Annotated in this window: 24 protein-coding genes and 1 pseudogene; 10 read left to right on the top strand and 15 right to left on the bottom strand. The window is 66.7% G+C overall.

The window, feature by feature from the left end:
• The first annotated feature begins 25 nt into the window (after nucleotides 1-25).
• The 7 genes from AC5P8D_RS04595 to AC5P8D_RS04565 all read left to right on the top strand — a co-directional run bounded on the left by AC5P8D_RS04595 (nucleotide 26) and on the right by AC5P8D_RS04565 (nucleotide 7,429).
• Nucleotides 26-1,075 (top strand): heme/hemin ABC transporter substrate-binding protein, encoded by a 1,050-nt coding sequence (locus AC5P8D_RS04595; RefSeq protein ID WP_099560485.1) that lies wholly within the window; start codon nucleotides 26-28, stop codon nucleotides 1,073-1,075.
• Entirely contained in the window at nucleotides 1,072-2,115 is a 1,044-nt protein-coding gene (locus AC5P8D_RS04590; protein WP_019337457.1) for a FecCD family ABC transporter permease, read from the top strand. Before AC5P8D_RS04595 ends, AC5P8D_RS04590 begins: the two co-directional genes overlap by 4 nt.
• Nucleotides 2,112-2,873 (top strand): heme ABC transporter ATP-binding protein, encoded by a 762-nt coding sequence (locus AC5P8D_RS04585; protein WP_433897459.1) that lies wholly within the window; start codon nucleotides 2,112-2,114, stop codon nucleotides 2,871-2,873. Before AC5P8D_RS04590 ends, AC5P8D_RS04585 begins: the two co-directional genes overlap by 4 nt.
• A gap of 63 nt (nucleotides 2,874-2,936) precedes the next feature.
• Nucleotides 2,937-3,686 (top strand): hypothetical protein, encoded by a 750-nt coding sequence (locus AC5P8D_RS04580; protein ID WP_433897460.1) that lies wholly within the window; start codon nucleotides 2,937-2,939, stop codon nucleotides 3,684-3,686.
• A gap of 416 nt (nucleotides 3,687-4,102) precedes the next feature.
• Nucleotides 4,103-6,139, top strand: a complete 2,037-nt coding sequence (gene fusA / locus AC5P8D_RS04575; RefSeq protein ID WP_197643366.1) for an elongation factor G — start codon at nucleotides 4,103-4,105, stop codon at nucleotides 6,137-6,139.
• A gap of 151 nt (nucleotides 6,140-6,290) precedes the next feature.
• A complete protein-coding gene (locus tag AC5P8D_RS04570; RefSeq protein ID WP_005409616.1) occupies nucleotides 6,291-6,563 on the top strand; it encodes a hypothetical protein in 273 nt (90 codons plus the stop codon).
• A gap of 110 nt (nucleotides 6,564-6,673) precedes the next feature.
• Complete coding sequence (locus tag AC5P8D_RS04565; protein WP_171954269.1) at nucleotides 6,674-7,429, top strand: SapC family protein; 756 nt, start codon at nucleotides 6,674-6,676, stop codon at nucleotides 7,427-7,429.
• On the opposite strand, the gene AC5P8D_RS04560 is transcribed toward AC5P8D_RS04565, so the two are convergent.
• From AC5P8D_RS04560 to AC5P8D_RS04505, 12 genes and pseudogenes are all read right to left on the bottom strand, one after another.
• Nucleotides 7,430-9,754: an ATP-binding protein gene (locus AC5P8D_RS04560; RefSeq protein ID WP_311069202.1), complete on the bottom strand. Its 2,325-nt coding sequence runs from the start codon at nucleotides 9,752-9,754 to the stop codon at nucleotides 7,430-7,432. It abuts the gene before it with no gap.
• Nucleotides 9,751-10,497 (bottom strand): LuxR C-terminal-related transcriptional regulator, encoded by a 747-nt coding sequence (locus tag AC5P8D_RS04555; protein ID WP_231298857.1) that lies wholly within the window; start codon nucleotides 10,495-10,497, stop codon nucleotides 9,751-9,753. The genes AC5P8D_RS04560 and AC5P8D_RS04555 overlap by 4 nt, the downstream gene beginning before the upstream one ends.
• Before the next feature lie 53 nt (nucleotides 10,498-10,550).
• Nucleotides 10,551-11,069 carry a GNAT family N-acetyltransferase gene (locus AC5P8D_RS04550; RefSeq protein WP_495203123.1) on the bottom strand — a complete coding sequence of 173 codons (519 nt, stop codon included), beginning with the start codon at nucleotides 11,067-11,069 and terminating at the stop codon, nucleotides 10,551-10,553.
• A 135-nt stretch (nucleotides 11,070-11,204) separates the two neighbouring features.
• Complete coding sequence (locus tag AC5P8D_RS04545; RefSeq protein WP_019337464.1) at nucleotides 11,205-11,738, bottom strand: lipocalin family protein; 534 nt, start codon at nucleotides 11,736-11,738, stop codon at nucleotides 11,205-11,207.
• Between the two features lie 8 nt (nucleotides 11,739-11,746).
• On the bottom strand, nucleotides 11,747-12,820 hold the full coding sequence (locus tag AC5P8D_RS04540) for an SAM-dependent methyltransferase (RefSeq protein WP_010485800.1): 1,074 nt from the start codon (nucleotides 12,818-12,820) through the stop codon (nucleotides 11,747-11,749).
• Nucleotides 12,817-13,602 carry a DUF1295 domain-containing protein gene (locus tag AC5P8D_RS04535; RefSeq protein ID WP_495203122.1) on the bottom strand — a complete coding sequence of 262 codons (786 nt, stop codon included), beginning with the start codon at nucleotides 13,600-13,602 and terminating at the stop codon, nucleotides 12,817-12,819. Before AC5P8D_RS04535 ends, AC5P8D_RS04540 begins: the two co-directional genes overlap by 4 nt.
• Nucleotides 13,599-14,147, bottom strand: a complete 549-nt coding sequence (locus AC5P8D_RS04530; protein WP_049436401.1) for a DUF2878 domain-containing protein — start codon at nucleotides 14,145-14,147, stop codon at nucleotides 13,599-13,601. The genes AC5P8D_RS04535 and AC5P8D_RS04530 overlap by 4 nt, the downstream gene beginning before the upstream one ends.
• Nucleotide 14,148: 1 nt before the next feature.
• Nucleotides 14,149-15,408 (bottom strand): class I SAM-dependent methyltransferase, encoded by a 1,260-nt coding sequence (locus AC5P8D_RS04525; protein ID WP_495203121.1) that lies wholly within the window; start codon nucleotides 15,406-15,408, stop codon nucleotides 14,149-14,151.
• Nucleotides 15,405-16,172: a DUF1365 domain-containing protein gene (locus tag AC5P8D_RS04520; RefSeq protein ID WP_329921246.1), complete on the bottom strand. Its 768-nt coding sequence runs from the start codon at nucleotides 16,170-16,172 to the stop codon at nucleotides 15,405-15,407. Before AC5P8D_RS04520 ends, AC5P8D_RS04525 begins: the two co-directional genes overlap by 4 nt.
• Complete coding sequence (locus AC5P8D_RS04515) at nucleotides 16,169-17,446, bottom strand: NAD(P)/FAD-dependent oxidoreductase (protein ID WP_329921248.1); 1,278 nt, start codon at nucleotides 17,444-17,446, stop codon at nucleotides 16,169-16,171. Before AC5P8D_RS04515 ends, AC5P8D_RS04520 begins: the two co-directional genes overlap by 4 nt.
• Before the next feature lies 1 nt (nucleotide 17,447).
• Entirely contained in the window at nucleotides 17,448-18,398 is a 951-nt protein-coding gene (locus tag AC5P8D_RS04510; protein ID WP_495203120.1) for an acyl-CoA desaturase, read from the bottom strand.
• A gap of 81 nt (nucleotides 18,399-18,479) precedes the next feature.
• Nucleotides 18,480-19,246: pseudogene (locus AC5P8D_RS04505) on the bottom strand (hypothetical protein).
• Nucleotides 19,247-19,378: 132 nt separating this feature from the next.
• On the opposite strand from AC5P8D_RS04505, the gene AC5P8D_RS04500 reads away from it, so the two are divergent.
• Genes AC5P8D_RS04500 through AC5P8D_RS04490 form a run of 3 tightly spaced genes read left to right on the top strand, consistent with a single transcriptional unit; the run spans nucleotide 19,379 to nucleotide 21,374 of the window.
• Complete coding sequence (locus tag AC5P8D_RS04500; RefSeq protein ID WP_054171738.1) at nucleotides 19,379-20,002, top strand: sigma-70 family RNA polymerase sigma factor; 624 nt, start codon at nucleotides 19,379-19,381, stop codon at nucleotides 20,000-20,002.
• On the top strand, nucleotides 19,999-20,670 hold the full coding sequence (locus AC5P8D_RS04495; RefSeq protein ID WP_049436408.1) for a ChrR family anti-sigma-E factor: 672 nt from the start codon (nucleotides 19,999-20,001) through the stop codon (nucleotides 20,668-20,670). Before AC5P8D_RS04500 ends, AC5P8D_RS04495 begins: the two co-directional genes overlap by 4 nt.
• Before the next feature lie 11 nt (nucleotides 20,671-20,681).
• A complete protein-coding gene (locus AC5P8D_RS04490; RefSeq protein ID WP_329764399.1) occupies nucleotides 20,682-21,374 on the top strand; it encodes a Rossmann-fold NAD(P)-binding domain-containing protein in 693 nt (230 codons plus the stop codon).
• 2 nt (nucleotides 21,375-21,376) lie between these two features.
• Here the strand turns inward: AC5P8D_RS04490 and AC5P8D_RS04485 are convergent, their stop codons facing one another.
• From AC5P8D_RS04485 to AC5P8D_RS04475, 3 genes are read right to left on the bottom strand one after another with little or no spacing between them, the layout of a single operon-like run.
• Entirely contained in the window at nucleotides 21,377-23,776 is a 2,400-nt protein-coding gene (locus tag AC5P8D_RS04485) for a hybrid sensor histidine kinase/response regulator (protein WP_053443004.1), read from the bottom strand.
• Nucleotides 23,769-24,236 carry a response regulator gene (locus AC5P8D_RS04480; RefSeq protein WP_010485778.1) on the bottom strand — a complete coding sequence of 156 codons (468 nt, stop codon included), beginning with the start codon at nucleotides 24,234-24,236 and terminating at the stop codon, nucleotides 23,769-23,771. Before AC5P8D_RS04480 ends, AC5P8D_RS04485 begins: the two co-directional genes overlap by 8 nt.
• Nucleotides 24,233-26,470, bottom strand: coding sequence for an ATP-binding protein (locus AC5P8D_RS04475; RefSeq protein ID WP_197601251.1), 2,238 nt, complete (start codon nucleotides 26,468-26,470; stop codon nucleotides 24,233-24,235). Before AC5P8D_RS04475 ends, AC5P8D_RS04480 begins: the two co-directional genes overlap by 4 nt.
• Between the last annotated feature and the right edge of the window lie 125 nt (nucleotides 26,471-26,595).

Below are 26,595 nucleotides of genomic sequence, written 5' to 3'. Positions count from 1 at the left end.
CGCCCTGCCAGCAAGGAGAACGTCCATGAACATCGCGTCCCGTCTGCGCCTGTGTGCGCTCCCGCTGGCCGTTTCGCTGGCGCTGGCTGCCTGTGGCGGCTCGTCGGCTCCCTCCGATGGCAAGACGCCTGCCGAGCCGCCCGCGGCAACGGCGGCGGCTGCGGAAACCGCGCTGCCGGCAGGTTGGCAGCGCGTGGCCGGTGCCGAAATGCCGGCCGTGCACGACCAGAAGGCCGTGCTGCCGGCCAAGGTGCATTCCGATGATGGTGCCGACGTCGAAGTGGCCGACACCAGCCGGATCATTGCCGGTGGTGACGATGTCATCGCGGTGATCGAGGCGCTGGGTCTGGGCAAGCAGGTATTTGCCGCGCCGACCAACACCACCACCCAGGCCGGCCTGGCCGCACCGCACCAGTTCCTGTTCAACCGAACCACTGGCGTGGAGGGCGTGCTGAGCCTGCAGGGCTCGCTGTTCCTCGGCAACAGCCTGCGCCGCCACACAGAGCTTGCCAGGAAGCTGCGCGAAGTGGGCGAGCCGGCCGTGGTCATCGATGACCTGCAGCCGGCCCCGGACAAAGTGCGCAAGGTCGCCGCCGCACTAGGGCTGGCCGAGGCAGGGCAGACACTTGCCACGCAGGTGCAGCGCCAGCTCGACGAGGCTGCAGCGATTGGCAAGGGCCTGGGCCATGCGCCACGAGTGATCCACGTATCGGCCACCGGTGCCGGTGGCTCGCCAACTGTTGCCGGTGCCGACAGCGCATCGGCGCAGCTGATCGCACTGGCTGGCGGCGTCAACATCGGCACCGAGGCCGGGGTGAAGAACTACTCGCAGCTGAGCAATGAAGGCGTGGTTGCCGCGGCACCGGAGGTGATCCTGGTGACCGAGCATGACCTGCAGTTGTTCGGTGGTGCCGAAGGCCTGTGGAAGGCGTACCCGACGCTGAGGCAGACCCCGGCCGGGCAGGCCAATCGGGTCTGGGTGATGCCGGATGTGCAGCTGAAGTACACCAGTGTCGGTTCCGGTGCTGGCGCGCTGGCGCTGGCCAAGGCCCTGGCGGCGTTGCCGAAGGCATGAGTCCGGCGGATCGGCGCCGCCGTCGCGGGCGGACGATGTTGCTGGTGGCGTTGCTGGCACTGCTGGGGGCAGTGCTGGCGTCGTTCGCCGTGGGCCCGCTGCGGCTGCCGCCGCTGGAGGTGATGCAGGCGCTGGCGGTGAAGCTGGGCCTGCTGGATCCGCAGGCAGTCAGCAGCCGCGATCTGGCCGTGGTCTGGCAACTGCGCATTCCGCGTGCCCTGCTGGGCGCGATGGTCGGCGCGTCGTTGGCGATGGCCGGTGCCAGCCTGCAGGGCCTGTTCGGTAACCCGCTGGCCGACCCCGGCATCGTCGGTGTCAGCCAGGGTGCTGCACTGGGTGCGGTGGCCGCCATCGTGCTGGGCGCCGCCGGTGCGGCGGGCTGGCTGGTGCCGGTGGCCGCGTTCGTCGGCGGTGCGCTGGCGATCGGCCTGACGTATGCGTTGGCCCGGCCTGGCAAGGGCACGGGTAACGCCACGCTGCTGCTGGTCGGTATCGCGATGGCCGCGTTCTGCTCGGCGCTGATTGGTTTCCTCACTTACATCGCCAGCGAAAGCGAACTGCAGTCGCTGGTGTTCTGGCAGATGGGCTCGCTCGCGCGCGCCAACTGGGCCGACGTGGCTGCGGTGGTGCCGTTGTTTGCGATTGGCGTGTTCGCATTGCAGCGACTGGCCACGCCGCTGGACATGCTGGCGCTGGGGGAGCGCCAGGCACAGCACCTCGGGCTGGATGTCACCCGCACGCGGCGTCGCCTGGTGGCGTTCAGTGCGCTGCTGGTGGGCGCGGCGGTGGCCTTTGCCGGCTCGATCAGCTTCGTTGGCCTGGTGGTGCCGCACGTGGCGCGCCTGTTGGTCGGCCCCGGGCATCGCTGGCTGCTGCCGTTGTCCGGCCTGCTCGGTGCGCTGCTGATCGTGGTGGCCGACACCGCCGCACGCACGCTCGATCCGCCCGCGGAGATTCCGCTGGGCTTGTTCTCGGCCGCGCTGGGCGCACCGTTCTTCCTCTGGCTGGTGCTGCAGCAGCGCCGCAAGGCGGCCCCATGAGCGTGCTGCTGAAACTGCACGAGGTGGTGGTGCGCCGCCAGCAGCGCGAGATCCTGCATGGCATCTCGCTGGCGTTCGAGCCGGGTACGGTGACCGCCCTGGTTGGACCGAATGGCGCGGGCAAATCCACGCTGTTGGCGGTGGCTGCCGGTGACCTGCGCGCCGATGCGGGCGAGGTGAGCCTGCTGGGCAAGCCGCTGGCCAGCTACAAGGCCGGACCACTGGCGCGCGAGCGCGCGGTAATGCCACAGGAGCACGGCGTGCGCTTTGCCTTCAGCGTGGAAGAAGTGGTGGCGATGGGGCGGTTGCCGCATCCGCCGGATCCAGTGGTGGATGACGCCCAGGTGGAAGCGGCAATCGATGCCGCGGAACTGCAGGCGCTGCGCCTGCGCGAGGTGCAGCAGCTGTCCGGTGGCGAATCGGCTCGCACCACGTTCGCGCGCGTGCTGGCGCAAGACACGCCGCTGTTGTTGCTTGATGAGCCGACGGCCGCGCTGGATCTGCGCCACCAGGAGCGCACGCTGCGCAGTGTGCGTGCCTGTGCCGAAGCCGGTGCGTGCGTGATCGTGGTGCTGCACGACCTCAATCTGGCCGCAGGCTACGCTGACCGCATCGTGCTGTTGGAGCAGGGCAGGGTGGCGGCCGATGGCACGCCATTGCAGGTGCTGACCAAAGACAATCTTCAGCGCGTGTACCAGCAGGATGTGGTGGTGCTGGAGCATCCACGACGTGGGGTGCCGCTGGTGGTGGTGACCTGAGCGAAGGCCGTCAGGTTGCTCCGGGTATCATGGTTGCTTCATTTTCTTCAATGGACTGATGCCATGATCCGTACCGTTACGCGCGGCGTGCTGCTTGCCGCGATGGTTGCTTCGGTGTGCGCTGCCAATGCAGCGTCGACCTCCCAGGTTTCGCTGGCCAATGCGGCCGAGCACGCCTCGCTGATCGAGACCCGGCATTCCAGTGGCGACGGTGCCGCTGTGACGTCGATGAAGACGCAGTACTTCGCCAACGAGGAAATGTCCGTGAGCTGGGACGATCAGCAGGTGCTGGTACTGTGCAGGGAGACGGCTTACCTGAAGATTCCTGCCGCCAAGCTCAAGACCGGAGCGTTGACCGCCGAGCAGCGGCAGATGATCGTCTATCAGGCGCTGATGTCCGGCCTGGGGGCTGTCGCGGGCGTTGTCGGGCCGGCAGGCGAAGTGGTAGCCGTGGCCGATGACGGTAGCGAGACCCGCAGCGTTGGCGAAAACAGCTGGGCCTATGGTGTTGAGCGATACGAGGTGATCACCCAGCGGTTGCCGGGCGGTGCACTTCGGGTCCGGACCCGCAAGACAGAAACCGTGAATACCACGCCTCCGGCGGCCCCGGACGATATGTTCAGCACCGAGGACGACCAGGCGGCACGCTTGTCCGAACTGGCGCCCGTGGGCAGCTGGACCGAAGTGGTGGTGCGCGGTGGCGCGCGCCAGCCGCATGTGGATCCGGCGATGTCGCTGCAGGGCTGGATCTCGATGGGCGATGACCGGGCTGCGACGGTGGCCGAGGCGCGCAAGCTGCACGGCTGCAAGTAAGGGCAGCCATGGGTCAGATCCCTTTGCCAGGGGCAAAGGGATCTGACCCCTATCGTTGCCGGCCTCATCGTTCCATTTATGTGCTCAATATTCACTTGCGCGCCAGATTGGCAGGTCTAGAATGCGCCCCATGAACCGGATGCCGCTCCTGAAGTTTTTCACCCTGACCCGCGCAAGCGCGGAACGGGCGTGTCTGCCTGGAGCCCCACGAGGCCGTTGAAGCGGCCATCGCTGGACCTTCGACAGAGCGCCCTCCGGGGCGCTCTTTTCGTTTCCGCAGTTCCATTTCCCGTAACCCGATGTACCGCAAGGAGAACGTGCCATGCACCAGATCGCCGAGACCGAACGCTAGCCGCGCACCCTGTCGCCAACCGGGGTGCGCGGCCCCCGAAGTTGGCTTTGCAGGAACCTTTCTCATGAACACCCAAGTCCTTTCCCGCCGTCGCAACCTCGGCATCATTGCCCACATCGACGCCGGCAAAACCACCCTGACCGAACGCCTGCTGTGGAAAAGCGGCGAGATCCATCGCGTCGGCGAAGTGCACGACGGCAATGCGACCACCGACTTTTCGGCGATCGAGCGCGAGCGTGGCATCACCATCGGCGCTGCCGCCGTGCAGGCGCAGTGGGCGCCGCGTGACCTGCCGCCGCATCGGCTCACCCTGATCGACACCCCCGGCCACATCGACTTCGCCATCGAAGTCGAGCGTTCGCTGCGCGTGCTCGACGGTGCCGTGGCGGTGTTCTCGGCCGTGGATGGCGTGCAGCCGCAGTCCGAGACGGTGTGGCGCCAGGCGCGCCGTCATCGCGTGCCGTTGATCGCCTTCGTCAACAAGATGGATCGCGTCGGCGCGTCGTTCGAGCGCGTGCTGGAGCAACTGCAGGACAAGCTGCGGGCCCGGCCTTGGGCGCTGGGCGTGCCGTTGGGCAGCGAAAGCGGCTTCAACGGCTGGGTCGATCTGGTCGATGAGCGCGTGCTGCAGTGGCAGGATGGTGCCGCAACCACGATGACCCCGTGGGACGGCGCGGTGCGCGCCCAGTGGCAGGCACAGCGCGATGCGCTGGTCGAAGCCGTGGCTGATCACGACGAGCAGCTGGCCGATGCCTGGCTGGAAGGGCGCGTGATCGATGCCGGGACGCTGCGTGCGGCGATCCGTCGGGCGACGCTGGCAGGTGCGGGCGTGCCTGTGCTGGCCGGTGCTGCGTTCAAGGACAAGGGCATCGAGACACTGCTGGACGCCGTGGTCGATTACCTGCCATCGCCGTTGGACCGGCCTGCCGTGACCGCTGAAAGCGAGCGCGGCGAGGTGGTACTGCCGCCGGACCCGGATGGTCCGCTGGCAGGCTTGCTGTTCAAGATCACCCATCAGCAGCACGGCGCCCTCAGCTTCGTGCGCCTGTACTCGGGCACCTTGAAGGTGGGCGACGCCGTGGCCAGTTCGCAGCATCCGCAAGGGCGGCGCGTCAGCCGGCTGGTGCGGGTGCAGGCCGACCAGACTCACGACATCGAACAGGCCGTGGCCGGTGACATCGTCGCGGTGCTGGGCTGGAAGGATGCGGTCAGCGGCGAAACGCTGAGCGGCCGTGCGCAGCCGCTGCGCCTGGAGAACATCCAGGCACAGGCGCCGGTGCTGGCCTGGCGGCTGGAGCCGGCGCGTGCGGCCGACCTGATCCGGATGGCGCAGGGCCTGGCCAGCCTGGCCCAGGAAGATCCGTCGTTCCGCGTCGAAACCGATCGCGACACGGCGGAGACCCTGGTCTGGGGAATGGGCGAGCTGCACTTGGAGGTGATGGTCGAACGCCTGCGCAGCGAATGGAAGGTGGATGTGGGCGTGGGCTCGCCGCGCGTGGCCTACCAGGAGACGCCGATGCGTGCGATGACCGGCGTCGTCGGGCGGCTGGTCAAGCAGACTGGTGGCCAGGGCCAGTTCGCGCACGTGGTACTGGATGTATTGCCGCGCGAGGACGACCAGGTGGTGTTCAACGACCGCATTGTCGGTGGCGTGGTGCCGCGCAGCTTCATCGCTGCGGTGGAGAAGGGCGTGCGTGCCGCGCTGTCGGAAGGGCCGCAGGGCCATCCGGTGGTCGGTATCGAGGTCAGTCTTGTCGATGGCCAGACCCATGCCAAGGACTCGTCGGAGATGGCGTTCCATCGTGCGGGTGCCGAGGCGATCAAGGCCGCGCTGGCCGAGGGTGGCACGCAGCTGCTGGAACCGGTGATGGCGGTGACGGTGCATTCGCCATCAGCGTCGGTGGGTGATGTGGTGGGCGACCTCAACCGTCGCCATGGTCGCATTGCCCGCATCGACGACCAGGACGGTCGCGCCGAGGTCAGTGGCTTTGCGCCGCTGGCGCAGCTGGTGGGTTACACCACGTCGCTGCGTTCGCTCAGCCAGGGGCGGGCGAGCAGCGAGGCGCACCTGCACGGCTATGAGCCGGTACGCGCTGCATGAGGAAGGTGAGGGGAGCCCGTTCGCGGGCTCCCTTTTTTGCGACGGCTTTTTGCATTGCATTGCAACAAAACTGCAGAAAAAGCTGGATTAAAGTGATGCCTCACGATAAATTGCGCACCCCCCGTTGCTCGCCGCCGCCCGCACCCCTCTCATGCGTGATGACAAAGACCCCGGAACCCTGGAGCTGACCCTGCCGCGAAAGCGCGGCCGTCCGCCCAAGTTCGGGTACGCAATGAGTGATGCGCAGCGGGCCGCACGCTACCGCGCGCGCCGGGCAGGGCAGGCCAACCACGCCGATGTGCGCTCCTGCTCGGACATGGTGCTGCTGGACAAGATCCGCGCCGCAGTCAGCGCGCGCGACACCGAGCTGGCCGGTTTCCTGGTCCACGTGCTCTGGCAGCGCTACCCCCTGCAACTGAAATAGGCCGTCGGTGGGGTGGCCGTTGTCATCGAGCTTGTTGATAATGCGGGATTCAGGTTGTTCCCGCTGGCGCGCCCGGGATGGCAGGCGCGCATGATCGAACGGTTCCCAAGATGACGACCACCAGCGACACCACCACCGAAGCGGCGCCGAGCAGCGCCCCCCTGTTCTACACCCGTCCGGTGCCGCTGCAGGCCGATGTGCATGCCGATCTGCGCATCCTGCCGGGCAAGCTCGAATTTGCCGCCGGCAACAACGCCATTCCGCTGGTGCTGGGCGAGTTCTCGCTGGCCCTGCACCACTTCCCGATCCTGTTCGCTGGCCCGACCGCCGTGCCGATGGCCGCCGTTGGTGTTTCCGACCAGAACCTGTTCATCAAGGACGGCCTGTGGGAAGACGAGGCCTATATTCCGGCCTATCTGCGTCGCCACCCCTTCATCTTCATCGACACCGGTGCGGACAACGACTTCCTGCTGGGCATCGACGAAGAGAGCTCGCGCGTGGTCATGGGCGGTGACGAAGGCCAGCCGCTGTTCGTGGACGGCAAGGCCACCGACATGGTGCAGCAGGCGCTGGAGTTCTGCGGCCAGTACACCCGCGAGCATGAACAGACCCAGGCCTTCTCCAAGGCCCTGATCGACAACGGTCTGCTGGTCGAGCGCAATGCCACCGTGCGTACCCCGGATGGCCGCGAGTTCAATCTCAACGGCTTCCTGGTGGTGGACGTGGAGAAGTTCGTGGCGCTGCCGGAAGCGACCGTGGTCGAGTGGCACCGCAGCGGCTGGTTGGCGCTGATCCATCAGCACCTGATGTCGCTGGGTCGCTTCAACGACCTGACCCGTCGCCAGGTCGAGCGCCTGGCGGCCTGATCAGGCCGATGGTGCGGCTTCCGCTCTGCGGGAGCCGTGCCACTGCTGCAATCCCTGCAGCAGCCGCCGCGCCTGGACCCAGTCGGGCGCGGCCTCATGCCCCATCTCCCACAGAGCGGCCGCCATGCCGGCCTGATCCATTGCCCGGCACATCTGCAGCGTGCCCTGCAGGCGGTGCGCATGGTGGCGTAGTGTCGCAGCATCGACGTCGTGCACGGCCTGTTCGATCCTGGCCAGCTCATAGGCAATGTCCGCAGCGTAATCCGGCTCGACGCCAGGGGCGTCATCGGGCGCAGTACGGTGCGCCGGGGGCGGAAGGCCCAGCGCCTGCAGCAAGCTCGCAACCTGCAATGGCTTGACCAGGATGGCGTCGAATCCGGCTCTTCGGCAGCGCGCCGCATGGCGGCGCCCCATGCGGGCGGACAGGGCAATCACTCGCAGGGGGGACTCTGCCTGCGCGCGCAGCTGCTGCGCCAGAGCGTAGCCATCCGAGTCGCGAAGCCCGATGTCCAGCATGACCGTGGCGCGCGGTCGTAGCGCGTGCTCGGCCAATGCGGTGTCGGCATCGGCAACCGCGCGTACATCCGCACCCAGCCGGCGCAGCTGCTCTGCGACGATGTGCCGGCTGAGTGCATGATCTTCGACCAGGAGCAGGTCGATGCCGGCCAGTGGTGTCTGCTGCAGCGGCTCGATGGGTGGCGGATCGCCGTGGACGGCGCGGACCGGCAATCGCAGGGTGAAGCGGCTGCCGCGCCCATGCACGCTGTGTGCGGTCAGGTTGCCGCCCATGGCAACGGCCAGTTCGCGCGCGATCGTCAGGCCCAGCCCGGTGCCGCCACGTCTCTGGCCATCCTCGCTCTGCTGGAATGGCCGGAACAGAAGCGCCAGTTGAGCGGGCGCAATGCCGATGCCGCTGTCGATCACATCCAGCAACAGCTCCCGGGGAGACAGGGCGGGCGATAGTTGCAGGCGCATTTCGATACCACCGACGTCCGTGAATTTCAATGCATTGCCCAGCAGGTTGTCGACAATCTGGCGCAGTCCATCAGCATCCAGCGCGACCACCGGCGCTGGATCAGGCGTGCGATCGAGCTGGAGTGACAGGCCTCTCCGTAGTGCCTCCGGCCGGATGGCTTCCAGTGCACGGGCACAGAGTTGACCGACGTCACAGGGCACGGGATGCGGCCTGAAGCTGCCGCTGGCAAGGCGCGAGAACGCCAGTGAGCGATCGAGCAGCCTGCGCAGCGACTGGCCGGCAGCAAGCGCTGCCGCGAGCAGTTCGCGCTGCCCCTTGGGCAGGTGTGACTGGCTCAGCAGGTCGATCGAAGCCAGAATCGTCTGCGCGGAATTGCGCACCTCATGGCTGATCATCCCCGCCGCGCGCCCCAGGCGGCGTTCCGTGCGGCCGATTCGCCAACGTAGCGCCTGCCAGAGCACGGGCAGGCCGATGAGTGCCGTGGCCAGACACAGCAGCCATCGCAGGAGCGGGAGGCGCATCTGGTCAAGTGTGCTCTCGATGGATGCGGGCAGCATCTGCTGTGCCCACAACTCCAGCAGCCCTGCGTGCTCTTCGAGCGTGATGGCGCGCAGCGCCTGATCGATGCGCGCCAGCAGCTGCTGGTCCTCGCGGCGGACAAACAGGTGCAGATCGGTGGAAAAATCGCTGTCGAACGGGTGCAGTTGCAGGTTGCCCGCGAAGTGCTTCCGGATCATCGACTGCAGCGTTGCTTCCAGGCCGATGGCCGCATCGGCGATACCGCTCTCCACGGCGGCCAGCGCCGCATGGCGGTCGTGAAGGTGCAGCAGGTGGATCTGAGGATGGTGGGTCGCCAGCCAGTCGGCATAGGGGCCACCGTCAACGACGGCCAGCACCTGCGCCCTCACCCCGGTGACGTCACGGGGTGGGCGCTCGCCTTTACGCGAGGCCAGCACCGTCCTGCCGCCATGGAAAGCGCCCGATGCCATCAGGTCGGGACAAGGAAGCGGGCGATGCGAAGGATTGCCCATGACCAGCACCAGGTCAGCCTCGTGCCGGCAGACGGCAGCGACCGCCGCGCTCGTGCTGGTGTAGGTGAGATCGCGGAAGCGCAGGCCGGAATGCTGAGCGACAAGGTCGGCATAACCATGGGCGAGGGTAGGGGGCGTGCGTGAATCCTCCAGCGCTGCAGGTAGCGGGCGCAGTGATGGCGCGGTGGCAACCCGCACTTCGCGGCCGGCGGACCATTCCTGCAGTTGCGCATCCTCGGCGGAGGCTGCGGGCAGCAGGATCAGGGCCAGCAGCAAGGTGCACGAAGTGCGCAGACGGAGACGAGCGCGGCGCCTCATCGCCCCCCCAGCTGCCGCCGCAGTGCATAGATCTCCACGTCATTGCGCAACCCGAGCTTGCGCAGGGCGGCGACCTTCTGGGTGCTGACCGTCTTGACGCTGCGGTGGCGGTGCAGCGCGATCTCGGAGACGGTCAGGCCTGCCAGAAGCAGGTCCAGCACTTCGCGTTCGTTGCGACTGAGTTCCTCGCGGTTGGCCGGGAACAGGCAATCGGCGGGCAGGCGGCACAGTCCCTGCGATATGCGCACGATGGCTTCAGACAGCATCTCCAGGGGCTCGGACTTGCTGACCACGCCGCTGATGCCGGCCGTCAGCAGGTGATCGATGCGGGTGGTTGGCGTCAGCGTGGCGAAGGCGAGCAGGGGAACATGAGGAAAGCACTCGCGCAGGAGAGAAACCAGTTCATCACTGCTGCGGTCGCCGGGCGCCAGGGTGAGATCGATGATGGCGACATCCACTGCCAGCCGGCGCAGGCTGCCAACGAGCTCATCGCTGCGGGTGTGGCTGGCGACGATGTCGAAGCGGATGTCGCGGGACAGGTGCAGGACGGTGCCGCGGCGGACGACTTCGTGATCGTCGAGGAGTGCCAGCCGCAGTCGGCGCGGTGCAGGGTATCCATTCATGCGCTGGGAGGTGATCGGCGCCCGAAGGGCGTGGCGATCATTCTGGCGCTGCTGTCGCGTCGAGCATCGAATTTGTTGGATTTTTGCGATTATTCCTAAGGGTCGATGTACAAGATCCATCAATCCAGTGTTGCCGATTGATGCAGTGGATCGTCAGGCCACAGTCAGGCCCTTCAGGGCACGTCGCCCCCGCTGCGCAGGTCGCGGGCCATTTCGCTGGTCGCAGCCCATCCGAGATCGGCATACAGAGGCTTCCCTTGGGCGGTAGCGTGCAGCACCGCGTAGGCCACCCCTCGCCCGGCGAACGCGTTGTCGGCCAGCTTCATCAGCTGGCGGGCGATGCCGCGACGCCGGTAGCCGGGCTCCACGTAGACATTAAGTACGTAGCCGCGCGAGTCCTGCTCTGGATGGGCGGGGTGGGGCGGCCAGTCGATCAGCATCAGGCCGATGCCTGCGATGGGTTGTCCATTGTCGGAAAGGACATGGCCGAAGTAGTCGCCCGACATCAGGCGCGGCTCCAGCCATCTACGGAACGGGGCGGCCATCTGCTGCAGGACCTCTTCGCTCCGGCCGCTTTCACGGAACATCGCTTCACGGCGGGCACAGATGAGGTCGAGATCGCACGGAAGGATCTGCCGGACGACGAAGCCATTCCAGGAGGCTGTGATGGTATTGTCCGGAGTGCTGTCCATCGATCGTGTATCCGTTCAGACCCTGCTGGCTTGCCCAGCACCGTATCTGAAGGGCGCATGGTGAAAGCACCACGTTGCAATGATTGATGATCGATTGTTGCTCCAGGACGATCCACCGGGGACGAGGGTGCGGTGTCATCGCACCGACTGCGGTACCCGCCTCAGCGTGCGGGTGTCGTAACCCATCGCCGCAATCCGCTCGACTGCCTGCTGGTAGTCTCTGTCCGACACCTGCGGGGTGCGGGCCATATACCAGACGTAATCACGCTTGCTTCGCGCCACGATGGTCTGGCGGTAGCCTTCGTCGAGCCAGGCGATCACGTACTCAGCCTGGATCGGCCAGATGAACTGCATGCCCCAGATCGCGCCATTGCCTTCCTTCTCGACACGGCCGATGGGGTGCATCGACTTCTGTGGCGCATCAAAACTGCCCTTGCGATAGGTGAAGGTGGTCTGGATGCGCCCATCGGAGCGCAGGGCATAGCTCTCCACGGCGTCGAAGGCCTCGCGTTCAGGGCGCGATGGGATATGCGCGATCACGTACCAGTCACCCATGAAACGCGGCACATCCACCGATGACGGACGCGGCAGTGGGCGCGTGTCGCTGGAGCTGCAGCCGGAACCGAACAAGCCGATCGCGATCAGGGGAAGCAGTGGAAACTTTCGCATGTCACACCTCAGCGGGGCCGGAACAGGTAGTGGGCCACCAGCCACTGCTGGCCGTCGTCGTAGCCGAACAGCTCGGCACACGCCATCCAGAACATCCGCCAGCGTTGCCACCAGATGCGCGCAGCCGCCGGCCCATAGGTCGCCGCCAGTATCGGCATCACCCGGTCGCGTGCCGCATCCTGATTGGCCAGCCAGTGCTCGGCGGTGCGTTGGTAGTGGGTGCCGTCCAGCAACCAGCGCTGATCCAGCCGCAGGTCGCGCTGGAAATGCAGAAGGGTATCGGCGGCCGGCATCAGCCCGCCGGTGAAGAAATGGCGGCCCATCCAGTTGTCGCCACCCTCGGTTTCGAACGGGTACATCAGCGTGCGATGGGCAAAGATATGCACGAACAACGCACCGTCTGGCTTCAGCCACTGCGCGATGCGCGCCAGCAGGCGCTCGTAGTTGCGCACGTGTTCGAACATCTCGACCGACACGCAGCGGTCGAAGCGTGCCGTGGGCAGCTCAAGCTGGTTGACATCGCGGGTGATCACCTCGACGTTGCGCAGCCCCCTGGCTTCACACTGCGCCATGATGTGCTGGCGTTGGCTGTGCGAATTCGAAACGGCGGTGATGCTGGCCTGCGGGTAGCGTTCTGCCATCCACAGGGTCAGTGAGCCCCAGCCGCATCCCAGTTCGAGAATCTGCTGGCCATCGGCCAGGCCTGCGCGCTGGCCGTACAGTTCCAGCATCGCGTCCTCCGCCTGGTCCAGCGTTTCGCGCCCGGTGGGGTAGTAGCAGCTGCTGTACTTCAGTCGCTTGCCCAGGCAGGCCTGGAAAAAGGCTGCTGGCACTTCATAGTGCTGTCGGTTGGCTGCGTCGGTGTGTAAGGCGAGTGGGCTGTCGGCCAGCTCGGCGATGCCCCGGCTGAAGCGCGCCGACTGGCCTTCGATGCCACCCTCGCTTTCCTCATGCAGGCGTCGCGCGCACAAGCGGCGGATGCCCGCACGCAGCGCCGCATCGGGGACCAGCCCGCGTTCGGCCCAGGCGATCAGCCCGGTTTCCGTGTCTTCGGCAGGATTCAGTGACGGGATCGCGTTCATGCGGAATGCTCCTTGGAAGGGCGGGGGAACCAGGGAAAGAACATCGGCGTGCTGCGCTGATAGGCCTGGTAGTCGTCGCCGCGGCTGCGCAGGGCCTGCTTCTCGGTGAACGGGATGCCGCTGAGATAGCGCAGGAACACATACATCAGCACGGGGCCGAGCCAGGCCAGCCACCACAGCGGGGAGCCGACGGCCAGCAGCACGTAGGTGAACCAGTGCAGCCACTCGAAGAAGTAGTTGGGGTGGCGGGAATACCGCCAGAGTCCATCACGGCAGGTGCGGCCTTTGTTCGCCGGGTTGGCGCGGAACCGGGCCAGCTGCCGGTCGGCCAGCGCTTCTCCGCCCACGCTCAGCAGCCAGACGAGCGCGGCCGCCAGCACCCAGGGCGTCGTGTCAGCGGCTTGATTGGCGGCGACCGCGACGAAGGGCAGGGCAAACAGCACCACCAGCAGTGCCTGTGCCATGAAGAACCCGAAGATCTTTCCCTGGTGTCCTTGCCAGTGCTCACGAAGGTAGCGATAGCGCCCGTCCTCTTCTTCGTGCCGGACCCGGTGCCACAGATGCAGGGCCAGGCGACCGCCCCACAGGCCACCGAGCACAGCCAGCGCCACCCGTGGCGTCACCGCACCCTCGCCCAGCAACGCCAGCAGCAGCGCGGCGGCGCCCACGCCCTTGGCGCAAAGTACGTCCACAACGCCGATGTTGTGGTGGCGGCGCTGCCAGGCCCAGCCCCAGCTCATCACCAGTACCGCGTAGAGCAGCACCCAGAGCAGGTTGATCATGATGACGCTCCGACGAGAGGTGGTTGTGGCGTAGTACGCGGGCCGCTACGGGCGGCGCGGCACAGGAGCGAAAGTGCAATGGCCCAGCCTGCGCCCAGCACCAGGACGCCATGCCACATCGGGCTGTTGAACTGCACCGCATCGAATCCACGCGCGGCCGACAGGTAGGCCAGTGGCGCCAGCAGCAGGCCGAACAGGGGCGGCAGGGCAGGGTGGCGCTGCAGGAAGCGCATCGAGGTGGTCAGGGTCATGGCGAATGCCGCCCACAAGGCCATGATCCAGGGTGGCGGCGCCCATCCCAGCGGAGACGCGGCGTAGCGCACGGTGCCGCTGGCGGCCGCACTGGCGTCGACCAGCCAGGCGCAGGCCAACGCAAGCAGCAGCAGCCGCAGGTCCAGCCGTGGTTGCGCCGACGTCAGCAGCTGGCTGCCGATATACAGCGACGCAGCCAGCAACGCGGGCCACTGCCAGCCGCGCCCGGCGCCGGCCACCGCGCACAGCCAGACCAGCTGGTTGCCAAGCAGGTTGGCCCAGAACCGGCACATGTCAGTCACCTTCGCCAGCCGGGACCGCAGGTCGATGGCCCGGGCGTGCCAGCAGCAGATGCGAGACACCGATCGAACGCTCCAGGAAGCCGCCTTCGCAGTAGGCCAGGTAGAAGTCCCACAGGCGGCAGAAGCGCGCATCGAACCCCTGTGCCTGCACGGCGGGCAGCTGTGCGAGGAAGCGCTGGCGCCAGGCGCGCAGGGTCAGCGCGTAGGAATGGCCGAAATCCTGCTGGGCGATCAGCTGCAGGTCGCTGGATCGGCTCTTGGCGGCCATGATCGCATTGATCGATGGGATGAAGCTGCCCGGGAACACGTAGCGCTTGATGTAGTCGACGCTGCGCCGGGCCTGCTCGTAGCGATGATCCTCGATGGTGATGGCCTGCAGCAGGGCAACACCATCGGGCTTCAGCAGTCGCTGCAGCGTGGCCATGTAGGTGTCCAGGTATTCGGCGCCGATCGCTTCGATCATCTCGATCGATACCAGCTTGTCGAACTGGCCCTGCAGGTCGCGGTAGTCCTGCATCAACAACGTGACCTGGTCCTGCAGTCCTGCGTCCCGCACGCGCTCGGTGGCCAGCGCATGCTGCTCGGCAGAGATGGTGGTGGTGGTGACATGGCAGCCGTAGTGCCGCGCCGCGTGCTCCGCGAAGCCACCCCAGCCGGTACCGATTTCCACTACGCGATCGCCGGGCTTGAGTTGCAGCTGCTGACAGATGCGGTCCAGCTTGCGGCGCGAGGCGGACTCCAGCGATTCGGATTCGCTGGTGAACAGCGCCGACGAATACATCAGGTCAGGCGACAGGAACAGGGCGAAGAAATCGTTGCCCAGGTCGTAGTGGGCGGCGATGTTGCGCCGGCTGCCCTCACGGCTGTTGCGGTGCAGCCGGTTCCATCCGCGCAGCAGCCAGCCAGCCACACGGGCCGGGCCCTGCTCCATGCCGTCCAGCAGCTCGCGGTTGCGTACCAGCAGTTGTATCAGCGCGACAAGGTCATCACAGTGCCAGTCGCCCTGGATGTAGCTCTCGCCGGCGCCGACGCTGCCCTGCGCAGCGACCTTCCGGTAGAACGCGGGGTCATCGATGGTCACCGTTACCTGCAGCCCTGCGTGGGCGTTGCCCAGCCGGACCTCGCCAAGGGCATCGCGCACGCACAGGTGGCCATCGCGCAAGGGGGCAAGCTGCGCCAGCAGGCGGCGGCGCAGGAAGGCGTCCAGCGCGCCGGGGCGCGGCAGGGTCACCGAAGGCGTCATCGAGTTCATCGTGGTTTCCCGGCAAGGGTGGGGTGGTCGTGTACGGGGTTGCGCTTCAGCCACAGCCGCAGCGCGTGCCAGTGGATGGCGGCCACCACCTGGGTGGTCATCAGTGGGTAGCAGGCGAGGAGCCGCGCCAGCCCGCGGCCATCCAGGCGGCGGCGGTGCATCGTCTGGGTGGCATCGAACTGCCGGATGCCGTCGCGCCAGACCTGCATGTGCACGCGCAGGTCCTCATCGGGGCTGCTGAAGCGCCAGTCGTAGCGGCAGTCCATCGGCATGAACGGCGAAACGTGGAAGCGCTTGTCGAACTGCCAACGCAGTGACGCACCTTCGTGGACGGCCGTAGCGACCGGCAGCACGTAGGCGTGCCGTTCCTTCCAGGGCGTGTTGGTGATCTCGGCAACGATGCAGTCCAGCGTGCTGCCGTCGGCGTGGTAGCAGTAGTAGAAGCTGACCGGGTTGAATACATGCCCGGCAAAGCGAAGGTGGGTGAGCAGGCGCACCGGCCCCGAAGGTCGATGACCGAGCGTCTGCGCGGCGTGGTCGCGCACGGCATCGGCCAGAGGCTGTGCCGGATCGCCGAAATAGTCGCTGCGCCGGAACTCGGCAAGGTTGCGCCGATTGACCGACCACAGCCAGCGTCCCGCAAACACGGTCTCCAGCTCATCCAGGTCGAGCAGAAGCTGCGCAACGGGGTAACGGAACGCATGCGGGTGCGGGTGATGCCGGCGGTGCATGACCTGCCCGAAATAGAGTGCGCTGGCGCTCATGCCGCCACCTCGCCCGGTGCGGACACCCTGCGATGCGGTGCGCAGGACTCCAGCGCATCCACCACGCGGCGGGCGCTGCGGATGCCATCTTCATGGAAGCCCCAGCCCCAGTAGGCCCCTGCGAACCAGGTGTGGCGATGGCCCTGCAGCTCTGCCCAGCGCTGCTGCGCGCGAACCGCAGCATGATCGTGCACTGGATGGGCATAGTGCAGCGTGCGCAGCACCCTGGCCGGATCGATGGCCTCGCTGCGGTTGAGGGTGACTACCAGCGGCGTGCTGCCGGGCAGGCCCTGCAGCAGGTTCATGCAGTAGCTTACCGTGCAGGGCGCCGCTGGATCCTGCGGGACATGCGCGTTCCAGGCCGCCCAGGCCTTGCGGTTGCGCGGCAGCAAGGATGCATCCGTGTGCAGTACCGCCTCGTTGGATTGGTAGCGGATGGCACCCAGTACCTCGCGCTCAGCGGGGTCGGCATCACCCAGCAGGGCCAGCGCCTGGTTGCTATGGCAGGCCAGGATGACTTCGTCGAAGGCCTCGACGCCTGCGGCGCTGTGCACGCGTGCGCCCCCAGGCGTGCGTTCCACCCGCTGCACCGGGCACTGCAGGCGCTCATGCACCCGCCAGCGGCGGCGCAATGCATCCACGTAGCGGGCCGAGCCGCCGGTAACGACCCGCCAGGACGACCGCCCGGTCATCTGCAGCATCTGGTGGTTGGCCATGAACTGGGCCAGATAGCGCGCGGGGAAGTCCTGCACCGTGGCGGTGGGCGACGACCACAGCGCCGAGGCCATCGGCAGCAGGTGCTCTTCAATGAAGGCCTCGCCGTAGCGCTGATCTCGCAGGTACTCGCCCAGCGTTGGACCTTCCTGCTCGGCCAGCAACAGCGGGGCATCCCGGTAGAACCGGCGCAGATCGGCCAGCATGCCCCAGAAGCGCGGCGATACCAGGTTGCGTCGCTGGCAGAACAGGCCATCCAGCGAGGTGGCGTTGTACTCCACGCCGCTGCGTTCGCTGTGCATCGAAAAGCTCATCGTGGTCGGCTGCGACGCCACTCCCAGCTCTTCGAACAGCGCCGTCAGCAGCGGGTAGTGCTGGGGATTGAAGACAATGAAGCCGGTGTCCACGGCCATGCGCGTGCCGTCTATCTGCACGTCGTGGGTATGGGTGTGGCCGCCCAGGTAATCGCTCGCCTCGAACAGCGTCACGTCGTGCCGTTCCTGCAGCCACCAGGCGCTGGCCAGCCCTGAGATGCCTGAGCCGATGATGGCGATGCGCATGTCAGTACCTCGCCTTGGCCAGCACCCATTCGGGGATGGGCTTGAGGCCTTTGACCAGGCCCAGCGCCGCCATCGCACGCAGCCCGTACCAGGTCAGGTCCACTTCCCACCAGCGGAAGCCCTGGCGCACAGTGCCGGGAAAGAAATGATGGTTGTTGTGCCAGCCCTCACCGAAGGTGAGCAGCGCCAGCCACAGGTTGTTGCGGCTGTCGTCGCGGGTCTCGAAGCGGCGGCGGCCAAAGCGGTGCGCCAGCGAATTGATGGTGACGGTGGCATGGAACAGCACGATGGTGGAAATGAAGAAGCCCCACACCAGCAGCTGCGGGCCATTGGTCTGCAGGTCGGGCGCCCAGCGTTCCAGTCCAGCACCCAGCGCGTACAGCGCTGCGGCCAGCAGTACCGGCACTGCCGTATCGAAGCGGTCGAGCCAGCGCAGTTCGGGGAAGCGCGCCAGGTCAGGTACCCGCGACAGATCGGTGGCGAATGCCTCGCGGGTGAGGAACCAGCCCATGTGGCTGCGCCAGAAGCCGCCTTCGCGCGGTGAATGCGGGTCCAGCCGCTGGTCGGCATGCCGATGGTGGTGGCGATGATGGGCAGCCCACCACAGCGGCCCGCGCTGCACGCTGGAGGCGCCGATGACTGCGAACACGAACTGCACCGGACGCGATGCCTGGAAGGTGCGGTGCGAGAAGTAGCGGTGATAGAACGCCGTGATGGCGAACATGCGCACTGCGTAAAGCGCCGTGGCCATGACGACCGCCGTCCATGACACGCCTACCCAGATCACCGCGATGCACGCTAGGTGCATGAGCGCGAACGGCACCGCTCGCAGCCAGTCGATGCGGCCGGGCTGTTCCGAGTTGGCATCTGCAGCGTTGCTGGTATCAACCCAACGCTGCAGGGTGTGCACCAGGCGCCAGCGTCGACGGGGGAGGGGCGATACAGAGGCCATGGCGGATCTCGGCGGGTGTCGTGTCTTCCTGTACGCAGCAGAATGCGTAATGGATGCGACGTGTTGCAGTGAATGTCGGCTTCACGTGTTCGTGACGGTGCAGCGGTCGACCAGTGGCTGCGCCCATGCCTGCTGCCACTCCGACGTGGGGCGTTGCGCAGGTGGCGAGCCAAAGCGCACCGTCACCTGCGGATAGGTGCCGCGCGCATCGCGCAGGTTGCTGGTGCCGTTGAATTCCAGCAGGCGCCGGTCGGCGCTGGCATAGACCAGCGACAGGCGGGGCGCGATGCCGCCATACCAGGTGTCGAGGCTGACCTCGATCGACTGGGCGTCGATGCCTTGCCAGCGCAGGGTGCCGGTATGCCGGACCTGCACCGGGAAGTAGCGCTGCCGCCCGGGCACCAGGAAGGGCAGCGAAATGCGTTCGCCCTGCATCAGCGCTGTCCAGTGCAGGCGGACCGCCGCGTCGAATCCCGCATCGATCACTGCGTCCGGCGGCAGATCGAGCCTGCGCTGCCGGGGCGGGCTGGCGGCATCCTCCTTCCAGGCGACCGACACGGCACCGCTGGCGGTCTCGATCTCGGCCGTCTGGCCGCTGCGTCGGTCCTGCAGCGAATAGCCGCGAGCCTGCGCAAAGGGGCTGGCCGGCAGGTGCTTGCGGGCGAACGGCTGGCCACCCGGGCACTGGTACAGCACCCAGCGCTCGGCACCCTCGCTTGCATCGCGGCGCCAGTGCACTTCCCGGTAGAGGATCCGGCCCTGCGAGGACGTTGCCACGCCCTCGCTTCGCAGCCAGGGGCCGCCAGCGCGGCATGGGGCAGGCACAACAACAGCCAGGCGATGCGCATGGACTTCATCCGTAAGGGCGGGTCGAGGTCGTACGGCAGGCGGGGCGGGTTGGATGCGCAATGCGGGCTGCATCCAATTGCCATTCCCGCCCGTACAGGGAACAGACCTTCACCCGCCCGCCGCGAACGCAGATGTACCCTGACGCCGCCAGCACCCTCGCCAACTTCAACAGCGCACGCACCGTGTCCAGCTCCCAGCAGCCCAGCAGCGAGCCGAAAAACTGGGCCGGTGACATGGACGGTGTCGCGCGGCTGCGCGACCGCGACTGTTTCATGCGGATCTATGACCATTTCATGCCGCGCCTGTGCGTCTATCTGCGCGGGCTGGGCGCACCCGACGCGGTGGCCGAGGAGTTGGCGCAGGAATGCCTGCTGCGCCTGTGGCTGCGGGCGGCCGACTATGATGCCGCGCAGGGTGCGCTGAGCACCTGGCTGTACCGTATCGCCCGCAACCTGCATATCGACCGCGTGCGCCGCGAGCGCAGCTGGATGCAGGTGCAGGTGGCGGTGGAGCACGCCGCGATGATGGACGTGGTCGAGCGCAGCAGCGCCGAACAGTTCGCCGACCAGGCCCGGTTGCGCCAGCGCATCAACGAGCTGCCTGCGGTGCAGGCGCGGCTTGTGCGCATGTCCTACTTCGAGGCCAAGAGCCACAGCGAGATCGCCGAGGCACTGGGCATGCCGCTGGGCACGGTGAAATCGCACCTGCGGCGTGCGTTCCTGCAATTGCAGTCGAAAGTGGGAGGTGCGCTGTGAATCCGCACCACCATCTACACGAATCCACGCTGATGAGCTACGCCGCGGGCGCGCTTCCGGCGCCGTTGAGCATCGTGGCGGGCGCGCATCTGGAGCAGTGCCCGCACTGTCGCCAGCGCCTCCGCGAGGCCGAGGCGATCGGATCGGTCTTGCTGGAACAGACCCAGCCATCCACGGGCGATCTACGCCGCGAGCAGTTGCGCGACGCGATGTTGATGCGGCTGGCGACGGACGCGCCTGCCGTGGCAGTGGCGTCGCGGCCCGCTTCGAGAGAGCGGCCCGAAGCCGATCCGGACCATCTTCCTGCTTCGCTTCACCCGTATTTCGGCGCGTCGCTCAGCGGCCTGCGCTGGCGCTGGATGGCGCCGGGCGTGCACTGCATCCGTGCAGAGCAGATGCCTTCGCTGATCATGCTGAAGATCGCCCCGGGCAAGTGCCTGCCGATGCACAGCCACGGCCGCAGCGAGCTGACCCAGATCCTGCGGGGCTCGTACAACGATGCGCTGGGGTTGTTCGCGCCCGGCGACGTGGCGGACCTGGATGAGGACGTGGAGCACCAGCCGGTGACCGCGCCGGGGGTGCCGTGCATCTGCGTGTCCGCGTTGGATGCACCGTTGGTGTTCAGTGGCTGGCTGGCGCGGAAGATCCAGCGTTTCGTGAAACTCTAGCGGGGGCGACGATGGCCGGGACGGGCGCATTACGGATTCTGTTGACCGGTGCCGCAGGCCTGGTCGGGCAGGGTGTGGCGTTGGCTTGCCAACGCTCACCACATGTGTCCGGCCTGACAGCGCTGGTCCGCCACCCGGGAAGTCTGAGCGGTGCCGGCAGCGAACTGATCGTTCCGGACTTCCTGCGTATGCAGGGGCGGTTGGAAGAACTGGCCGGGTTCGATGCCTGCTTCTATTGCGCCGGCGCACCACCGGTCGGCACCACTGAGGCCGAATACCGGCGCGTGACCTTGGACACGACATTGGCGGTGGCCCGTGCCTGGGCGGCTGCGAATCCCGAAGGGTATTTTTTGTATGTATCCGGTGCCGGTGCGGACCCTCGGAGCCGGCTGATGCCGTTGAGGATCAAGGGCGAGACCGAGGTCGCACTGCAGGCCCTGCCGGTGCGTACCGTGATGCTGCGCCCGGGCGGCGTGCGGCCGGTATCGGGAACCGGCACGCGCCACGCGGTGCTCAAGCCCTTGTACTGGGGTGGCGCGCCGTTGATGAAACTGGCTGGCGCACTCGTCCCTTCACTGGTCACCAGCAATCTGGCGGTGGGCCAGGCGATGATCGCACTGGCCGGAAGAGAGCATCCGCCTGCGACGGTGGAGTGCGCGGACATCAACCGGATCGCGGCAGGCATGCGTGATCCGGCCGCGTGAGCTCAGTGCGCGGCAGCGTCCAGCGCGGTGCGTACCGCCTGCGCAAGGTCACTGCGGGTAAACGGCTTCGGCAGCAGCGCTGGGAACCGCCCCTGACTGCCCACCGCTTCGTGGTCGCGTGGATAGCCCGATGTGAAAAGCACGGCAATTTCTGGCCAGCGCTCGCGGACCTCTCGGACCAGCTCCCAGCCCGACATGCCGGGCATCACCACGTCGGAGAACAGCAGGTCGACCCTGGTGTCCGGCCGCTCCAGCAACCTCAGCGCGGATGGTCCGTCATGCGCTTCCAGTACGCGGTAGCCCAGCAGGCGCAGTGAATCAACCGTGTGCGCGCGCACATCGTCGTTGTCCTCGGCCACCAGGACGGTTTCCTCGCGCGGCGCGTAACCGGCCAGGCCAGCCTGCGGCGCACGTGCTTCGCAGGGCAGGGCCAGCGGTGAGCGCGGGAACATCATGGTGATACTGGTGCCGCCGCCTTCCACCGAATCGATCAGCACGTGGCCGCCGGACTGCTTGACGAAGCCATGCACCATCGACAGACCAAGCCCGGTGCCGCGGCCGACCTGCTTGGTAGTGAAGAACGGTTCGAACACGCGCGCCAGGGTAGCCGCGTCCATGCCGTGGCCGTTGTCGCGCACCCGCAGCATCACGTACTCGCCCGGCGTTGCATCCGGGAACAAGGCGGCGTAATCGTGGTCGAGGTGGCTGTTGTCGACCTCGATCACCAGCCGGCCGCCATGTGGCATCGCATCGCGGGCATTGACCGCCAGGTTCAGTACGGAGGCCTCCAGCTGGCTGACGTCGATCTCCACGCACCAGATGTCCTGGGCGCTGCGGATCTCCAGCTGCACCAGCTCGCCCAGCGCACGCTGCAGCATGTCGTGCATGTCCAGCAGGCGCTCGTTGAGGTTGGCGGCCTGGCTGTGCAGCGGCTGGCGTCGGGCAAAGGCCAGCAGGCGCTGGGTCAGGCTGGCGGCACGGCCCACGCCCTTCAGCGCATTGTCCAGCGCACGGCTGACCATCGCACCGGGTTCGCCTGCGCGCTCGTTGAGCAGCATGGCGTGCTCAACGTTGCCGGAAATGACCGTAAGGATGTTGTTGAAATCATGCGCGATGCCGCCGGTGAGCTGGCCGACCGCCTCGATCTTCTGTGACTGGCGCAGCGCATGTTCAGCCTGCAGCCGCGCGGTGGTTTCCACCGCCTCGGAAACCACGGCTGTGACCACGCCTTCGGTATCCAGCAGCGGACGGAACGAGAAATCGAAGCTGCGCCGGCCGGTCGGGAGCTCCAGCTCCAGTGCATGCAACGAACTCCGGCCCTGTACGGCTGCGGCGACGGCCCGGTCGATCAGCGCGCCGATGCCATCGGTTGTGCCGAACCAGATCGATTCGCCAAAGCGCTGGCCAATGACGTCCCCCTTGTCTGCCAGCACCGCGGCCAGTGACGCGTCATTGGCATCAACCACGCGTCCGGACAGATCCAGCAGCACCTGATGCTGGAAGCTGGATTCGAAGATCGCCTGCAGGCGCCGCTTGCTGGCCCTCAGTTCGGTGGTGCGCGCCTGCACCTGTCGTTCGAGTACCTGGTTGTCCTCGCGCAGCGCCAGTTCGGCCTTCTTCAACAGTGAAACATCGCTGCCCATGCAGATGTAGCCGACCACGCTGCCATCGGCGGCTTGCTCAGGCACGCAGTCCATCTGCACGAACCGTGATTCGCCGCTGCGGTGGATCAGTTCGACCTGGAAGCTGGTGCGTTCGCCCCGCAATACCCGCTCCAGGCTGGGCAGGGCGTGCTCGAAGGCAGAAGTCCCGCTGACATCCCGTGCCGCGCGACCCAACAGTTCTGCAAGGCTGAATCCGTGCCAGTCCAGGAACGCCTTGTTGGCAAACCGGTAGCGATGGTCCTTGTCCAACTGGGCGATCAGCGCCGGGACGGCATCGGTTACCTGCTGCAGCTGGGCCTGGCTTTCGTTCAGCGCGGCCTGCGCATTGGCCAGCTGGGTACGCTCGTGCGCCTCCTGGCGGGCGCGGCGGATCGCATCGGGCAAGCGTTGCAGGCGTTGCTTCACCACGTAGTCGCGCGCACCGCGCGTGAGTGCCTGTACCGCCAGTTCCTCGGTCAGCGTGCCGGAAACAAAGATGAAAGGCGTCTGCGGCACGCGTTCGCGTGCCAGGGCAAGTGCTGCGTCACCATCGAAGCCTGGCAGGACATGATCGGCGAGGATCACGTCAAACGCACGGTTGTCGATGGCCTCGATGAACGCATTGCGGGTCCACAGGCGCTCGGCCTCGAAGTCGAGGCCGGCGCGCTGCAACTGTGCGCTGATCAGCTCCGCATCAAGCGCGCTGTCCTCCAGCATGAGGATGCGCAGGCGCTCGCTGCGGCGCGATCCATCACGCATTGTGCTGCCCCGAGCCGTTGGGCCGATGCGGCGGCGGCTGGTTGGTGATGCCCCAGAACATGCCCAGCCCCTGGATGGCGTCGAAGAACTCCTTGAAGTCGACCGGCTTGACCACGAATGCGTTGACGCCCAGTTCGTAACTGCGAACCAGGTCCTGCTCTTCACGCGAAGAGGTCAGCATCACCACCGGCGTGCTGCTCAGATCCGGGTCGCTACGCACCTGTTCCAGCACCTCCAGGCCGTTGACCTTGGGCAGCTTCAGGTCCAGCAGCACCACCACCGGGCCGCCGTGCATGGCGCCGGCAAACTTGCCTTCGCAGCGCAGGTAGTCCAGCGCTTCGGCGCCGTCGCGTACATGGATGACATCGTTCAGCAACTGGCAGCGCGACAATGCGGCCAGAGTCAGCTCTGCATCCTTGGGGCTGTCCTCAACCAGGAGGATCGGCCGCAGGTCCCTCATGGGTGATCTCCTGTGGAACGGGGTAGGGTGAAGTGAATGGTGGCGCCCTTGCCGGGCTCGCCCTCGGCCCAGGTACGGCCGCCATGGCGGCTGATGATGCGGCGTACATTGGCCAGGCCGATGCCCGTGCCTTCGAACTCTTCGACGTGATGCAGGCGTTGGAACACGCCGAACAGCTTGTCCACGTAGCGCATGTCGAAGCCGCAGCCGTTGTCGCGCACGAAGAAGTGGTCTTCGTCGTCGCTGCGTTCGTGACCAACCTCGATAACAGCTTGGTCGCGCTCGCGGGTGAACTTGATCGCGTTGGCCAGCAGGTTCTGCCAGACCAGGCGCAGCATCGTCGGATCGGCTTCGACCTCCGGCAGCGGTGCGAGCGTCCACTGTACGTCGCGGCCGGCGTAGTCCAGGGCCAGGCTCCGGCGCACATCCTCGGCCAGCGCGGTCATGTCCATCCGCACACGCCCCAGGGTGGAGCGCCCCATCTGCGAGAAGCTGAGCAGGTCATCCACCAGTGTTCCGGCGGACTTGGCCGATTCCACGATCGTGTCCAGGAAGCGGCGCTCGGTATCGTTCAGGCGCTCGCCCGCCGAGCTGCCCAGCAGTTCCGAATAGCCGACAATGTGACGGAACGGAGCGCGCAGGTCGTGGCTGACCGAGTAGGAGAAGGCTTCCAGTTCCTTGTTGCTGCGGAGCAGCTGCTCGTTCAGTTCGGCCATTTCCTCGGCCTTGCGCAACACGATATCGACGATGGCCGTGCGCATCTCGTGTGCCGCGTCGCAGTCAGCGTCGCTCCACGGCAGACTGCGCTGCTGCACGGTCTCCTTCCAGGCCTCGAACGAGTTGCGCGGGGACAGCGCCACGCCCGGTGCTGCTTCCTTGCGGGGATCGCCACCCCAGCGCACGGTGCGCACCACTTCCGGGCGGAACCACATCAGGTAACTGTCATGCAGCTGCGAAATGGACACCGCCAGCAGGCCGCTGGCGACGTCGGCCAGGTGCGCGGCAGGCGACCAGTCGGCTGCCAGGTGATCGGTGCAGTAGGTTTCCTGGCCGGCCTGCTGCGTGGCCAGCCAATTCGCCAGGGCCAGCACGTCGCTGGCAGAAGGGCACTGGCCGACACGCAGGCAATCGCCCTTGTGCACGATCACCGCGCCGGCCGCGCCAGTCAGCGAAAGCAGGCTGGCCTCGTCGTCGCGCAGTGCGGCCATGAAGTCCTCATCACCGGCCATGCGTGCCAGCAGCTTGACCAGCACAGAACGCCGGGCCACGCGCTCTTCGATCGCACGCGCACGCTCCTTCAACGCAATCTGCAGCGACAGGATCTGGCCCATGAACTCGCAGGCAGTACGCACGTGGTACGGCAGGCGGCGCGGCTGCACGGTGTGACAGGACACCAGGCCCCACAGCCGGCCTTCATGCACCAACGATACCGACATCGACGCACCGGTTCCCATGTTGCGCATGTAGTGCAGGTGTACCGGCGAGACGCTGCGCAGCACGGCCAGGCTCAGGTCGGTGGGCGGCGCGTCGCGATGGTCCTCGGCCCGCATCAGCGGGGCAGGGGTGTAGTTGTTGTCCGCAATCAGGCGGACCCGGTTGCGCCGATACAGTTCGCGGGCCTGCGCGGGAATGTCCGACTCAGGGAAGCGCAGGTCCAGGTAGGACGGCAACAGGCCGTTGCCATCCTCAGCCACCACGATGCCGTTCCAGCCGGCATCGAACTGATAGACCAGGGTGCGGTCAAAGCCGGTGAGCCGCCGCATGTGCGCGGCCGCAAGCCTGCACAGGTCTTCCACGGTCGCCGCCGATTCAATGCCGGTCATCAGCTCGCGGATGGCCGGATACAGTTCTTCCAGCGAGCCCGGTTGGCCGGGAACCGGTGCTTCCAGTTCGACCAGCAGATCGTTGGCGGAACGGTGCACCAGCAACTGATGCCGGCCGTGGCCATCCAGATGCACGGCGCCGACATGGGCACTGCTGCCGATCACGGCCTGCTGGAACAGGCCCTGGAACGGCGCCAGCACGCCGCCAAACACCTCGCTGACATGCTGCGTCAACGGTTCGCCGAACTGCTGCAGCAGGCCGGGATGGCTGATGGCGCGCTCGCGCACCTGCAGGGACTGCGGCTCAACGACCAGGAGCACACCATAGGGCTGGATCGCGCCGGGGGTGTGGATCGGTTCGCGCGCGCAACTGGACAAGGCAGTGTCGTGCGCGGACTCAGCAGAAGGCATCAAGGGCGGGACTCATCATTCGTGGATGGCTGGAAAGGCCCAGTGGTACATCCGGTACCCCTCAATGGTGAAGCAAAATCATGCATTCGCCTACCAGTGTATGCGTGTGAAGCGTGCTTCTGTCC

The sequence above is a fragment of the Stenotrophomonas sp. YJH_SMC_101-4 genome (genome assembly GCF_059370395.1).
The sequence above is the reverse complement of the archived record's forward strand: the minus strand, read 5'-3'. Positions and strand labels throughout refer to the sequence as shown.

Excerpts from the sequence above, each read along its gene's own strand:
- AC5P8D_RS04555 (WP_231298857.1), bottom strand. The coding sequence starts at position 10,497 with ATGGATCTTGTACATCGACCCTTAGGAATAATCGCAAAAATCCAACAA.
- AC5P8D_RS04490 (WP_329764399.1), top strand. The coding sequence starts at position 20,682 with ATGGCCGGGACGGGCGCATTACGGATTCTGTTGACCGGTGCCGCAGGC.
- AC5P8D_RS04590 (WP_019337457.1), top strand. The coding sequence starts at position 1,072 with ATGAGTCCGGCGGATCGGCGCCGCCGTCGCGGGCGGACGATGTTGCTG.
- AC5P8D_RS04530 (WP_049436401.1), bottom strand. The coding sequence starts at position 14,147 with ATGTGCCGGTTCTGGGCCAACCTGCTTGGCAACCAGCTGGTCTGGCTG.
- AC5P8D_RS04550 (WP_495203123.1), bottom strand. The coding sequence starts at position 11,069 with ATGGACAGCACTCCGGACAATACCATCACAGCCTCCTGGAATGGCTTC.
- AC5P8D_RS04520 (WP_329921246.1), bottom strand. The coding sequence starts at position 16,172 with ATGAGCGCCAGCGCACTCTATTTCGGGCAGGTCATGCACCGCCGGCAT.
- AC5P8D_RS04540 (WP_010485800.1), bottom strand. The coding sequence starts at position 12,820 with ATGAACGCGATCCCGTCACTGAATCCTGCCGAAGACACGGAAACCGGG.
- AC5P8D_RS04525 (WP_495203121.1), bottom strand. The coding sequence starts at position 15,408 with ATGAACTCGATGACGCCTTCGGTGACCCTGCCGCGCCCCGGCGCGCTG.
- AC5P8D_RS04595 (WP_099560485.1), top strand. The coding sequence starts at position 26 with ATGAACATCGCGTCCCGTCTGCGCCTGTGTGCGCTCCCGCTGGCCGTT.
- AC5P8D_RS04500 (WP_054171738.1), top strand. The coding sequence starts at position 19,379 with ATGTACCCTGACGCCGCCAGCACCCTCGCCAACTTCAACAGCGCACGC.
- AC5P8D_RS04585 (WP_433897459.1), top strand. The coding sequence starts at position 2,112 with ATGAGCGTGCTGCTGAAACTGCACGAGGTGGTGGTGCGCCGCCAGCAG.
- fusA (WP_197643366.1), top strand. The coding sequence starts at position 4,103 with ATGAACACCCAAGTCCTTTCCCGCCGTCGCAACCTCGGCATCATTGCC.
- AC5P8D_RS04545 (WP_019337464.1), bottom strand. The coding sequence starts at position 11,738 with ATGCGAAAGTTTCCACTGCTTCCCCTGATCGCGATCGGCTTGTTCGGT.
- AC5P8D_RS04485 (WP_053443004.1), bottom strand. The coding sequence starts at position 23,776 with ATGCGTGATGGATCGCGCCGCAGCGAGCGCCTGCGCATCCTCATGCTG.
- AC5P8D_RS04535 (WP_495203122.1), bottom strand. The coding sequence starts at position 13,602 with ATGATCAACCTGCTCTGGGTGCTGCTCTACGCGGTACTGGTGATGAGC.
- AC5P8D_RS04515 (WP_329921248.1), bottom strand. The coding sequence starts at position 17,446 with ATGCGCATCGCCATCATCGGCTCAGGCATCTCAGGGCTGGCCAGCGCC.
- AC5P8D_RS04570 (WP_005409616.1), top strand. The coding sequence starts at position 6,291 with ATGCGTGATGACAAAGACCCCGGAACCCTGGAGCTGACCCTGCCGCGA.
- AC5P8D_RS04580 (WP_433897460.1), top strand. The coding sequence starts at position 2,937 with ATGATCCGTACCGTTACGCGCGGCGTGCTGCTTGCCGCGATGGTTGCT.
- AC5P8D_RS04480 (WP_010485778.1), bottom strand. The coding sequence starts at position 24,236 with ATGAGGGACCTGCGGCCGATCCTCCTGGTTGAGGACAGCCCCAAGGAT.
- AC5P8D_RS04560 (WP_311069202.1), bottom strand. The coding sequence starts at position 9,754 with ATGAGGCGCCGCGCTCGTCTCCGTCTGCGCACTTCGTGCACCTTGCTG.
- AC5P8D_RS04475 (WP_197601251.1), bottom strand. The coding sequence starts at position 26,470 with ATGCCTTCTGCTGAGTCCGCGCACGACACTGCCTTGTCCAGTTGCGCG.
- AC5P8D_RS04510 (WP_495203120.1), bottom strand. The coding sequence starts at position 18,398 with ATGGCCTCTGTATCGCCCCTCCCCCGTCGACGCTGGCGCCTGGTGCAC.
- AC5P8D_RS04565 (WP_171954269.1), top strand. The coding sequence starts at position 6,674 with ATGACGACCACCAGCGACACCACCACCGAAGCGGCGCCGAGCAGCGCC.